General features: G+C 36.4%; 11 protein-coding genes. 10 read left to right on the plus strand and 1 reads right to left on the minus strand.

Going from position 1 to position 13519, the window contains the following annotated elements; all coding sequences use genetic code 11:
• Positions 1-33: 33 nt before the first annotated feature.
• The 10 genes from MUA40_RS04155 (at position 34) to MUA40_RS04200 (ending at position 11602) form a co-directional block, all read left to right on the plus strand.
• The gene (locus tag MUA40_RS04155; RefSeq protein WP_016425539.1) at positions 34-1509 is read left to right on the plus strand and encodes a nicotinate phosphoribosyltransferase; all 1476 of its coding nucleotides are present in this window, start codon (positions 34-36) and stop codon (positions 1507-1509) included.
• Entirely contained in the window at positions 1502-2323 is an 822-nt protein-coding gene (nadE, locus tag MUA40_RS04160) for an NAD(+) synthase (RefSeq protein ID WP_037559307.1), read from the plus strand. Before MUA40_RS04155 ends, nadE begins: the two co-directional genes overlap by 8 nt.
• A gap of 66 nt (positions 2324-2389) precedes the next feature.
• Complete coding sequence (locus tag MUA40_RS04165; RefSeq protein ID WP_016425537.1) at positions 2390-2959, plus strand: DUF2179 domain-containing protein; 570 nt, start codon at positions 2390-2392, stop codon at positions 2957-2959.
• A complete protein-coding gene (locus MUA40_RS04170) occupies positions 2949-3128 on the plus strand; it encodes an NETI motif-containing protein (RefSeq protein ID WP_016425536.1) in 180 nt (59 codons plus the stop codon). Before MUA40_RS04165 ends, MUA40_RS04170 begins: the two co-directional genes overlap by 11 nt.
• 364 nt (positions 3129-3492) lie before the next feature.
• Entirely contained in the window at positions 3493-4788 is a 1296-nt protein-coding gene (purB, locus tag MUA40_RS04175) for an adenylosuccinate lyase (protein ID WP_016425535.1), read from the plus strand.
• Positions 4789-4854: 66 nt separating this feature from the next.
• Positions 4855-5157, plus strand: coding sequence for a YerC/YecD family TrpR-related protein (locus tag MUA40_RS04180; RefSeq protein WP_016425534.1), 303 nt, complete (start codon positions 4855-4857; stop codon positions 5155-5157).
• A 336-nt stretch (positions 5158-5493) separates the two neighbouring features.
• The gene (gene pcrB / locus MUA40_RS04185; protein ID WP_016425533.1) at positions 5494-6183 is read left to right on the plus strand and encodes a heptaprenylglyceryl phosphate synthase; all 690 of its coding nucleotides are present in this window, start codon (positions 5494-5496) and stop codon (positions 6181-6183) included.
• Positions 6183-8375, plus strand: a complete 2193-nt coding sequence (gene pcrA, locus MUA40_RS04190) for a DNA helicase PcrA (RefSeq protein WP_262569933.1) — start codon at positions 6183-6185, stop codon at positions 8373-8375. The genes pcrB and pcrA overlap by 1 nt, the downstream gene beginning before the upstream one ends.
• Positions 8376-8378: 3 nt before the next feature.
• Positions 8379-10382 (plus strand): NAD-dependent DNA ligase LigA, encoded by a 2004-nt coding sequence (ligA, locus tag MUA40_RS04195; RefSeq protein ID WP_016425531.1) that lies wholly within the window; start codon positions 8379-8381, stop codon positions 10380-10382.
• A gap of 11 nt (positions 10383-10393) precedes the next feature.
• Entirely contained in the window at positions 10394-11602 is a 1209-nt protein-coding gene (locus tag MUA40_RS04200) for a CamS family sex pheromone protein (RefSeq protein ID WP_016425530.1), read from the plus strand.
• A gap of 221 nt (positions 11603-11823) precedes the next feature.
• Here MUA40_RS04200 and putP read toward each other — a convergent pair whose 3' ends face one another.
• Entirely contained in the window at positions 11824-13374 is a 1551-nt protein-coding gene (gene putP / locus MUA40_RS04205) for a sodium/proline symporter PutP (RefSeq protein ID WP_016425529.1), read from the minus strand.
• Positions 13375-13519: the final 145 nt, after the last annotated feature.

Below are 13519 nucleotides of genomic sequence, written 5' to 3' on the forward strand. Positions count from 1 at the left end.
AACGATTGTTAAAGGAGAAGTGGGAGTAACATCATGTATCAATATAAAGATGATAGTTTAATGTTGCACAACGATTTGTATCAAATCAATATGGCTGAATCTTATTGGTTTGATGGCATTCATGAACGTAAAGCAGTTTTTGATTTATATTTTAGAAATATGCCATTTGGGAGTGGCTATGCTGTTTTTAATGGATTACGTCGTGTCATTGAATTCATAGAAAACTTACATTTTTCTGAATCAGATATGGCTTATTTAAAGTCCATTGGTTATCAAGATGACTTTTTGAGCTATTTAAAAGAATTAAAATTTACGGGTAATATCCGTTCAATGCAAGAGGGTGAGCTTTGTTTCAGTAATGAACCCCTCATGCGTATAGAAGCACCTCTTATTCAAGCACAACTTATTGAAACGGCGCTATTAAATATTATCAATTTCCAGACGTTAATCGCTTCTAAAGCAAGTTTAATTAAACAAGTTGCGGTAGACGACGTTTTAATGGAATTTGGGACAAGACGTGCACATGAATTTGATGCTGCGGTTTGGGGTGCGAGAGCAGCTATTATTGGTGGTTTTGATTCAACAAGTAATGTCCGTGCAGGAAAATTATTTAATATACCGGTCTCTGGTACACATGCGCATGCATTTGTACAAACTTATGGCGATGAATACACAGCTTTCAAGAAATACGCTGAAAGACATAAAAATTGTGTCTTCCTCGTTGATACATTCCATACGTTAAAATCAGGCGTACCAAATGCGATTAGAGTCGCTAAGGAACTCGGTGATCAAATTAACTTTATCGGCATTCGACTGGATTCTGGTGACATTGCTTATTTATCGAAAGAAGCTCGTAAAATGCTCGATGAAGCTGGTTTTAAAGATGCTAAAATTATTGCTTCAAATGACTTAGATGAGCAAACGATTGCTAGTTTAAAAGCTCAAGGTGCTGCAGTAGATTCTTGGGGTGTGGGTACTAAATTAATTACGGGCTACCAACAACCTGCTTTAGGCGCAGTTTATAAAATGGTTGCGGTTGAAGATGCTAATGGCCAGCTTGTGGATCGCATCAAATTATCAAACAATGCTGAAAAAGTAACGACACCAGGCAAAAAGAAAGTTTATCGTATCATTAATACGAAAAACAATAAATCTGAAGGGGATTATATTACTTTAGACCACGAAGACCCAAATCAAGAAGAACGGCTTAAAATGTTTCATCCTATTCATACGTATAAAATGAAGCGTATTAAGCATTTTAAAGCGATTGATTTGCACCATGATATATTTAAAGAAGGGCAACTTGTCTATGACTGTCCGTCAGAATTAGAAGCAAAAGCCTATTTGAAAAACAATTTAAATTATCTATGGGAAGAAAATAAACGCTATTTAAATCCTGAAGAATATCCAGTTGATTTGAGTACCTTATGTTGGGAAAATAAGCAAAAACGTATATTTGAAGTGGCTGAAAATGTGAAGGAGATGGAAGACCGTTATGACTATGAGTAAAATGCAGTCTATCATTGTAGATGAAATGAAGGTGAAACCTGTCATTGATAGTGCTGAAACGATTAAGGAAATTAAACATTTCATAGAACAATATGTTCAATCACATCCATTTGTGCGCACGTTAGTGTTAGGCATCTCTGGAGGGCAAGATTCTACATTAACTGGAAAACTTCTTCAACTTGTAGCAGAAGAAATGCGGGCAAACTCTGGAAGAGATATTCAATTTGTTGCAGTGAAATTACCGTATGGCGTTCAAAAAGATGCCGATGAAGTTGAAGATGCACTCAACTTTATTGCGCCTGACCGTATTATCACTGTGAATATTAAACCAGCTGTCGACCAAAGTGTTGAAACGTTAAAACAAGCCGGTATCAATTTGACTGATTTTCAAAAAGGAAATGAAAAAGCACGTGAACGTATGAAAGCACAGTATGCGATTGCTGCAAATTTATCTGGTATTGTTGTCGGTACAGACCACTCAGCTGAAAATATTACTGGCTTTTTTACGAAACACGGTGATGGTGCAGCTGATATTGCGCCACTTTTCGGTCTTAATAAACGACAAGGTCGTCAACTCTTAGCGTATTTGAACGCGCCAGCACATTTATATGAAAAACAGCCGACTGCAGATTTAGAAGATGACAAGCCACAATTGCCAGATGAAGAGGCGCTGGGTGTCACTTATCATGCAATCGATGATTATTTAGAAGGAAAAACAGTTCGCCCTGAAGAAGCGGCTATCATTGAACAACATTATATAAAAAATGCACATAAACGTGAATTGGCTTACACACGTTATACGTGGCCTAAATAAATGTAATGACAAAATAATGTGAACTTGATACAATGAGCTAGATTTTATTATGAAAAGAGGTTGCGTATGAGTGTAATCAATGATAATCCTTGGATGATGCTCATCTCGATATTCGCCATCAACGTCGCTTATGTGACAGCATTAACAATGCGAATGATATTAACACTTAAAGGTTATCGTTATATCGCAGCTGTTGTCAGCTTTGTAGAAGTACTTGTTTATGTCATTGGTTTAGGAATGGTAATGTCAAATTTAGATCAATTTCAAAACGTGATCGCTTATGCACTCGGTTTTTCTGTTGGTATAATCGTTGGTATGAAAATTGAAGAAAAGTTGGCACTTGGCTATTCTGTAGTGAATGTGACCACAGCAGATTATGAGTTAGATTTACCAAGACAACTCCGTGATTTAGGTTATGGCGTCACGCATTTTGGCGCACATGGTCGTGATGGTGACCGCTTAGTCATGCAAATTTTAACGCCACGTCGCTATGAATTAAAACTGATGGATACCATTAAACAACTGGATCCAAAAGCATTTATTATTGCATATGAGCCACGTAATATCCATGGTGGATTTTGGGTTAAAGGCGTTAGAAGTAAAAAAGTAAAGGCGTATGATACAGATGAAATTTAAAGTGGAAGCGGATGAAACGATTCAAGATTGTTTAGCTAGAATGAGAGCAGCTGGCTATATGCCGGTCAAGCGTTTTGAAAAGCCTGTATTTAAAGAAAATGCAAATGGCGAGATTGAAGTGTTAAGACAAGAAATAGAATTTACAGGTAAGAAAATAGAGCGTCATTAGAATTAAAAAATAAAAATGTAAGAAAATGAGTTGAGATGTGATGTCGTCTTGACTCATTTTTCTTTGCTTTAAATGTCTACGCTTGTCGGGAATGGAGTCATAATAAGCTTTTTTGAGAACTTAAGAATCTTTTGTCCCATACATTAAATCAAAAAATCTGGTAATCCATCCTATATCGAAAGCGTACATTCGTGAACCGAAATAAATTATAGTTCGTGAATTAACCATTTTGAGCATGAGTATAATGTAAGATTAGCTATATTTATACTTGATTACGAACGATAAATTTGTTTGAATAGATAATGTACATGATTTTTAGTTCTGATATAATGAAACTAAATTAGAAGATTGGAGTTTATATAAGATGATTGAACGTTATTCAAGAGAAGAAATGGCTCAAATTTGGACTGATCAAAACCGTTATGAGGCATGGTTAGAAGTTGAAATTCTTGCTAGTGAAGCTTGGAGTGAACTGGGTTACATTCCAAAAGATGAAGTTAAAAAAATTCGTCAACATGCGCGTGTAGATGTTGAACGAGCAAAAGAAATTGAGCAAGAAACACGCCATGATGTTGTTGCTTTTACAAGACAAGTTTCAGAAACTTTGGGTGAAGAACGCAAATGGGTTCATTATGGTCTAACTTCAACTGACGTGGTTGATACAGCATTAAGCTATCAAATCAAACAAGCGAATGACATTATCGAAAAGGACTTAGAACGTTTTATTGAAATTTTAGCAGCTAAAGCTAAAAAATATAAAACGACTTTGATGATGGGGCGTACGCATGGTGTTCATGCAGAACCGACTACATTCGGTTTGAAAATGGCGCTATGGTATGCGGAAATGGAACGTAATTTAGAACGCTTCAAACGTGTAAGAACAGAAATAGAAGTCGGTAAAATGAGTGGTGCAGTCGGTACTTTTGCGAATATCCCACCTGAAATTGAAGCATACGTTTGTAAACATTTAGGAATTGGAACAGCGCCAATCTCTACACAAACATTGCAACGTGATCGTCACGCATACTATATTGCAACATTAAGTTTAATTGCAACTTCTCTTGAAAAATTTGCTGTCGAAGTGCGTAACCTACAAAAAACAGAAACACGTGAGGTTGAAGAATCATTTGCAAAAGGTCAAAAAGGTTCTTCAGCAATGCCACATAAACGTAATCCAATCGGCTCTGAAAACATCACTGGTATTGCACGTGTTATTCGTGGTTACTTAACAACTGCATACGAAAACGTAGCTTTATGGCATGAACGTGATATTTCTCACTCTTCAGCTGAGCGCATTATGTTACCAGATGTTACAATAGCATTGGACTATGCCTTAAATCGTTTTGCAAATATTATTGACCGATTAACAGTTTATGAAGAAAATATGACTGCAAATATGAATAAAACATTCGGTTTAATTTACTCACAACGCGTCCTTTTAGCTTTAATCGATAAAGGAATGGTTCGTGAAGAAGCTTATGACCTTGTTCAACCAAAAGCGATGGAATCATGGGAAACAAAAACACCATTTAGAGAACTTGTAGAAGCAGATACGCGAATTACTGACAAGTTATCAAAAGAAGCTTTAGATGCTTGCTTTGACCCTAGACATCACCTCAATCAAGTTGATACAATATTTAAAAGAGTCGGCTTAGAGTAAATAAATGGCTCAAAAACGATTTAATTGGTTAAGTAGTGTTAGATTATATAAATAGGGGCTGTTTGCATGCAAATTGAAAAATTACGTGGAAAAGCATTAGATGAGTTGTTTGATGCGATTTTGACATTAGAAACACGAGAAGAATGTTATCAATTTTTCGACGATTTATGTACTGTCAATGAGTTACAATCTTTATCTCAAAGACTTCAAGTTGCCAAAATGATTAAGCAAGGTTATACCTATGCAACAATTGAAAAAGAATCTGGTGCTTCAACAGCTACAATTTCACGTGTGAAGCGCTCTTTACAGTGGGGCAATGATGCCTATACAATGATATTAGAGCGTATGAACATTGAAACAGAAATGTAAAGCACTAAAACACTATATTAATCATGCTCCTTACAGCATTTCCATTAATGGAAGTTGTAAGGAGTATTTTTAAGTGTGCACCATATTTTGTAGAGAAGCATTCATGCTATTTTTGATAAACGAGATCGTATTGCTCACCGTATACGGTCTCACTTTTTGTGAGCAGTGCTTTGCGGATAATCTGCAATTATGAATACATATATCAATGGGCTTTTCTCTATTCAAAAAGGGCTCAAAAAATGAATTGAAAAACAATATTGAAAAGATGATGAACTTTAGATATCAATAGTCAAAAGTGCTATAATATAAGTTACGAAAAATAAAGGAGTCAGGTTCATGTATGATATAAAAGAATGGCGTCACATTTTTAAACTTGATCCAGCGAAAGAGATTTCAGATGAAGATTTAGAGATGATTTGTATGTCGAATACAGACGCAATTATGATAGGTGGCACGGACCAAGTGACAGAAGATAATGTCATACATTTGATGAGTCGTGTGCGCCGTTACCCATTACCATTAGCATTAGAAATTTCAAATCTTGAGAGCACGATGCCAGGGTTTGATTTTTATTTTATACCTACTGTTTTGAACAGTAACGATGTGACATATCATAACGGCTTGCTACATCGTGCCTTAAAGGCGTATGGTCATATGATTAATTTTGATGAATTGATTTTTGAAGGTTATGTCGTGTTAAATCCGGATAGTCAAGTGAGTCGACATACGCAAGCATCGGCAAACTTGGATGAAGATGATGTGATTGCGTATGCTCAAATGGCTGAAAAACTGTACCGGTTGCCTATCCTTTATATCGAATATAGCGGTCAATATGGTGAACCTGAGATGGTACAAGCTGCCAAAGATGAATTAGAGCATACCCAACTCTTTTACGGTGGTGGGATTACCAATTTTGAAAAAGCGAAAGAAATGGCAGCGATTGCAGATACAATTATAGTGGGTAATGTTATCTATGAAGATATTAAAGCAGCAATTAAAACGACTAAAATAAAGGAGAGAACATAATGAATCCACTCGTAAAGAATATGAATAAAGAGCAGAGTGAAGCGGTAAGAACAACTGAAGGACCGCTTTTAATTATGGCAGGTGCGGGATCAGGTAAAACACGCGTATTAACACACCGCATAGCTTATTTACTAGATGAAAAAGATGTATCTCCTTACCACATTTTAGCCATCACATTTACAAATAAAGCAGCAAAAGAAATGAAAGAACGTGTTCAAGCGTTAGTGGGAGAAGCAGCAGAAGTTATTTGGATGTCGACTTTTCACTCGATGTGTGTACGTATTTTACGTCGAGATGCAGATCGAATAGGGATTGAACGAAATTTTACAATCATTGACCCCACTGATCAAAAATCAGTTATTAAAGATGTGTTAAAGGCGAATAATATTGATCCTAAAAAGTATGAGCCACGTATGTTTATTGGTGCAATTAGCCAATTAAAAAATGAATTGAAAACACCTGCACATGCGATGGAAGAGGCGAATGATTTTTATAGTCGAATGGTCGCTACGGTCTATGAAGGTTATCAAAAGCAACTGATTCGAAATCAAGCGTTAGATTTTGATGATTTAATTATGACCACAATTAAATTATTTGAGCGTGTTCCTGATGTGTTAGATTACTATCAAAACAAATTCCAATATATACATGTAGATGAGTATCAAGATACAAATAAAGCGCAATATACTTTAGTAAATTTAATTGCGCAAAAGTTTAAAAATTTATGTGTCGTGGGTGACTCAGACCAATCCATTTATGGTTGGCGTGGTGCAGATATACAAAATATTTTATCATTTGAAGAAGATTACCCAAATGCACGCACAATTTATCTTGAACAAAATTATCGTTCTACTAAAACCATCTTAACTGCAGCGAATGAAGTGATTCGAAACAACACTGAGCGTAAACCTAAAGGCTTGTGGACAGCTAACCAAGAAGGTGAAAAAATTCATTACTACGAAGCGGTAAGTGAAAGAGACGAGACTGAATTTGTTGTCAGAGAGATATTAAAGCAACAGAAAAAAGGGAAACAGTATAAAGACATCGCAGTTTTATACCGCACAAACGCCCAATCACGTGTGCTCGAAGAAACGTTTATGAAATCTAATGTCCCTTATGTCATGGTGGGTGGACAAAAGTTCTATGATCGGAAAGAAATCAAAGACCTTTTAAGTTATTTACGTCTTATCGCAAATAGTGCCGATGATGTTAGTTTACAGCGCATTATCAACGTGCCAAAAAGAGGGATTGGTCCATCGTCTGTTGAAAAAATTGCCACTTATGCAGCTCAAAATGATATGAGTATGTTTGAAGCGCTCGCAGAGGTTGATTTTATCGGTTTATCTAAAAAGGTGACTCAAGCTGCTGCAACATTTTATGAACTGATGAGTCATTTAATGAAAGAGCAAGAGTTTCTCGAGATTACAGAATTAGTTGAAGAAGTGCTTGAAAAATCTGGATATCGTGAAATGTTGGAACGTGAACAAACGTTAGAAGCGAGAAGTCGATTGGAAAACATCGATGAATTTATGTCTGTTCCTCATGATTATGAAGAAAATACGCCGCTAGAAGAGCAATCATTAATTAACTTTTTAACAGATTTATCATTGGTTGCAGATGTGGATGAAGCCAACTTAGAAGATGGCGTTACTTTGATGACGATGCACTCAGCGAAAGGATTAGAGTTCCCAGTTGTATTTATTATTGGGATGGAAGAGTCAATATTTCCGCATATACGTGCAATCAAAAGTGAAGATGATCATGAAATGGAAGAAGAACGAAGAATCAGTTATGTGGCCATTACGCGAGCTGAAGAAGAGTTGTATTTATCCCATGCTTCATCTCGGACGTTATATGGACGACCACAAGCCAATCCAAGATCTCGCTTTTTGAACGAAATCCCAGAATCTCTGTTGAATCTCCCTGAACAACGTCAATCTACAACAATAGGATCACGTAAAAAGCCAGTTAAACGTGGATTTAGCCAGCGTACAGTTCAAAATCGTAACCAATCTGCTGTTTCATCAGATTGGAAAGTAGGAGATAAAGTGACGCATAAAACTTGGGGTGAAGGTATGGTGTCCAACGTAAATAATAAAAACGGTTCAGTTGAATTGGATATTATTTTTAAATCTGAAGGACCTAAACGTTTGTTAGCGCAATTTGCACCGATTTCAAAAAAGGAGGATTAAGGGATGACAAAACTAAAGCAACGTGTTGAAACTTTGCACCGATTGCTACATCAGTATAACTATGAATATCATGTTCAAGATAACCCAAGTGTCCCTGACAGTGAATATGATAAATTGTTGCACGAGCTTATTGATATTGAAGAAAATCATCCTGAACTAAAAACTTCTGATTCACCCACTGTCAGAGTAGGGGGACAAGCACAGTCATCATTTGAAAAAGTTCGTCATGATACGCCAATGTTGAGCTTATCGAACGCATTTAACGAAGCAGACTTAAAAAAGTTTGATCAACGAGTAAGAGATGCTGTCGGAGAAGTGGAATATATGTGTGAGCTGAAAATCGACGGTTTAGCTGTTTCCTTGAAATATGTCAATGGTAAATTTGTTCAAGGATTAACACGAGGCGACGGTACGACTGGAGAGGACATTACAGAGAATTTAAAAACGATTCAAGCTATTCCCTTAACTTTAAAAAAGAACATCTCTTTTGAAGTTAGAGGGGAAGCTTATATGCCACGAAAATCTTTCCTGAAGCTTAATGAGGCTAAATCAGAACGTGGTGAGCAACCATTTGCCAATCCACGAAATGCAGCCGCGGGTTCTTTACGTCAGTTAGATTCAAAATTAGCAGCTGCAAGAAAATTAGATATTTTCTTATACAGTATCAATGACTTTACAGAATTAGACGCAACAACTCAAAGTGAAGCGCTGGATGAATTGGACACTCTCGGTTTTAAAACCAACCCTGAGCGACGTAAAAAAGGGACAATGCAAGAGGTCATTGACTATATTCATTACTGGACAGAACAGCGTGAGCAATTAGCTTACGATATTGATGGCATCGTTATCAAAGTTAACAGTATCGATTATCAAGAGGAAATGGGTTTTACTCAAAAATCTCCTAGATGGGCGATTGCCTATAAATTTCCAGCTGAAGAAGTCATTACAGACCTATTAGATATTGAGCTGAGTATCGGGCGAACAGGCGTAGTGACGCCAACCGCAATTTTAGAGCCAGTACGTGTAGCTGGAACAACCGTTTCAAGAGCTTCTTTGCATAATGAAGATTTAATTCATGAAAAAGATATACGTATTGGTGACAGTGTTGTTGTGAAAAAAGCAGGAGATATTATCCCTGAAGTGGTGCGTGTGATATTTGATAGACGCACAGATGATGTAGTTAAATATCATATGCCGACACATTGCCCAAGTTGTGGCCATGAATTAGTGCGCATAGAAGGCGAAGTTGCACTGCGCTGTATTAATCCTAAGTGCCAAGCACAACTCGTTGAAGGGTTAATTCATTTTGTATCAAGACAAGCGATGAACATCGATGGTCTAGGTACGAAAATTATTGAACAACTGTATGAGCAACAGCTTATTAAAGACGTAGGTGATATTTTTTATCTGACAAAAGAAGATTTGTTGCCGTTAGAACGAATGGGTGAAAAGAAAGCGCAAAATTTACTTAATGCGATTGAAAAATCAAAAGAACAGTCGTTAGAACATTTATTGTTTGGTTTAGGGATTCGTCATTTGGGTGTAAAGGCGAGTCAAGTCATCGCAGAAAAGTACGAAACGATGGACCGATTATTTAAAGCAACAGAAGCAGAACTTGTTGCAATTTATGATGTGGGCGAAAAATTAGCACAGTCCCTGATTACTTACTTAGAAAATGATGATATTCGTGCACTCATTGAAAAGTTGAAGGCGAAAGATGTGAATATGACTTTTAAAGGTCAAAAACTATCTGAAATCGAGGGTCATCCAGAGTTTGCAGGTAAAACGATTGTTCTCACAGGTAAGTTACAACAAATGACAAGAACGGAAGCTTCTAATTGGTTGAAATTACAAGGTGCAAAAGTTACAAGTAGTGTTACAAAATCAACAGATTTAGTTATTGCAGGTGAAGATGCAGGGTCAAAATTAACAAAAGCAGAATCACTTGGTACAATGGTGTGGACGGAACAAGATTTTATAGAGAAACAATCCGAAATTAAAGCGTAAGGAGTTAGGCGATGAAAAAGTCAATTGTGCTTGTTTTAGGTTTATCGCTTGTGTTAACAGCGTGTTCACCTGTTAATGATAAAGATTCCAAATCTTCAAAGCAAAACACCGAATCTCAACAACAAGATCGAAATAAAGTGAAACAAATTGCGACTGATAAAGATGTTCAAGGAGACGATTATCGAACAATCCTTCCTTTTAAAGAAAGTCAAGCGCGTGGTCTTATTCAAGAAAATATGGCGAATAGCTATAATGGAGAAGATTTTGAAGATGGTCTGCTTGATATCAGTAAAACGGTCTATCCGACTGATGATTATCTTTATCAAGATGGTCAATATTTAGACAAAGATACCATTAAAGCCTATCTTAAGCCTAAATATACAAAAAAAGAATTGGATAAAATGAGCGATAAAGAAAAGAAAGAGAAAAATGCGACTGAAAATTTAGGTTTAAATCCTTCAGTAAATGGCGAAAGCGATGAAGAAAAAATCGCTAAAAATTCGCCAGCCTATCTCTCTAACATCCTAGAACAAGATTATTATGATAATGGTGATACAAAAGGTAATAATATTAAAGGTATGACAATAGGTCTTGCGATGAATAGTATTTATTACTATCAAAAAGAAAAATATGGTGAGACCTACAATGAAAAGTTAGACAAAAAAGAAGTTAAAGAAAAAGGACAAGAAATGGCTGAGGAAATTCTATCAAGACTGCGAGAAAATGAAGACTTGAAAGATATACCAATTACATTTGCTGTTTATATCCAGTCTGGGCAAGAAGACATTATACCCGGCCATTTTGTAAGTTATGCCACTTCAGAAGAAAATGGCTCTAAATTATCTGAATGGCAAAAATTAGATCAAAAAACGGTTTTACTACCTTCAGGGGATGCAGAAGATTTAAATGAAAATTTAAATGCAAACTTCAAAGACTTTAACAATAGTTTACAATCCTATTTTTCTAACTTTACACAAGCAGTTGGTAAAGCAGAATTTAAACATAAAAAAGTAAAAAAACTTGTAGTGGATTTACCTATTGACTATTATGGCAAGGCTGAGTTAATTGGTATTACACAATATGTAACACAATTGGCGGAAAAAGACTTCAAAGCAGTCGATAATTACGAAATCCATATTAAAGACGGAAGCGAATCCCGTGCACTTATTTCAAAAACAAAAGATGATAAATCGCCTCAAATTCATATTTATCAAAATTAACGGTTTGATGAGAACTCCTGAGGGAACAGGACGAGCCGAAGATTATAGGATGAGGTTGTTCTCTCGGAAAGCGAACGCATTCAATACGAAATTTTATTATAAAAAGGAAGCGCCAAGATGATTGTCTATTAATAATCATCTTAGCGCTTCCTCTTTATTTTGGGATTTATTTTCCAGATGCTTTTTATAGTGAATAGTGTGTGCAATGCAATCAAGCGTTATTAATGTGCTTTCGCTTCTTGAAGTTGACGTTTGACTTCGTTTAAGTCTTGTTCAACAAAATCTCCTGGTTTTTTCGTAACTTTAGAGACGAGTATTGTAACAATTAAACTTGCTAGAAAACCTGGAACGATTTCATATAAATTAAAGAAGTCATTGAACTTTCCATAAGGATGTGCAAAGACAATCCATAATATTACTGTGAGTGCACCAGCAATCATACCACTGATTGCGCCTGTTCGAGACAAGCCTTTCCAATAAAGAGATAAAATCATTAAAGGCCCAAATGCAGCACCAAAACCTGCCCACGCATTTCCTACTAAATTTAAAATCGTATCATTTGGTGTCCACGCAATTGCAATAGCAGCTAATGCTACAATGATTACTGAGATTCGACCAACTAAAACAAATTCTTTTTCGTGCTTTTCTGTATTTGCTTTGTCTTGACGAATGAGCTTGTAGAAATCCTCTGTTAATGAACTAGATGTGACGAGTAATTGTGATGAAATTGTGCTCATAATGGCTGCTAAAATAGCGGCTAACAAGAATCCGCCCACCAAAGGATGGAAGAGGACTTGGCTCATCAATATGAATAAAGTCTCAGGGTCTTTAATTGTGACACCTTGAGCCGGTACAAATGCGATTCCTAATAAACCAACAAATACGGCACCTAATAAACCGACAGCCATCCAGCTAATACCGATACGGCGTGTGAAGCGGAATAATTTAATCGAACGAATGGACATGAAACGAACGAGAATATGAGGTTGACCGAAGTAACCTAATCCCCAAGCAAAGAATGAAATAATACCAATCAAAGTTGTACCGCGGAATAAATCGAGGTTTGTCGGTTTCATCTCTGCGATGGAATGAAAAGTATCTAATCCGTTAAGTTTAAGTAAGACGACAATTGGGACCATAACCATTGCCACTAACATGATGACCCCTTGGAAGAAATCTGTAATTGAAACAGCAAGATAACCACCAAAGAAAGTATAGAGAATGACTATGACAGCGATAAGCACGAGGCCAGTATGATAATTTAGGCCAAACGCACTGTCGAATAACTTTCCTCCTGAAACAAGTCCAGCATGCGTATAAAGCGTAAAGAAAACTACAATAATTAAACCAGAAATAATTTTAATTAAATTGGATTGATCGTTTAATCGGTTTTTAAAAAAGTCTGGCAATGTAATTGCATCGCCTGCTAATTCAGTATGCACACGTAATCTTGGTGCAACGACTAAATAGTTAATATAAGCACCTAAAGTTAAACCGATGGCAAGCCACAACGCGGACAAACCTGTTGAGTACACTTCTCCCGGCAACCCCATAATCATCCAACCACTCATGTCGGATGCACCAGCAGACAATGCTGTGACCCACGGTCCAATATTTCTGCCACCTAACATGTATTCACTTAAGTTGCTTGTTGCTTGTTTGTATCCGTAGTAGCCAATACCAAGTAAGATGGCAAAATAGATGATAATCATAACGTAAGTTTGCCAATCTGGATTGACTTGGCTAGATAAAGTAGAACCAACTAAAAACATATGAATCCTCCCCTTTTAATTTAAGTGACATATGGTTTATTATACAGAATAAAAAATGAATGAACAGCAGTATTTCGCTTTTTAAGATAAAAACAATTTCGAAATATATAGGGAACAGTTGATGATGATGAATCGATGGTATTAT

Origin of the sequence: Staphylococcus schleiferi, from assembly GCF_025558325.1 — a bacterium.
In the GTDB taxonomy this organism is placed as follows: domain Bacteria; phylum Bacillota; class Bacilli; order Staphylococcales; family Staphylococcaceae; genus Staphylococcus; species Staphylococcus schleiferi.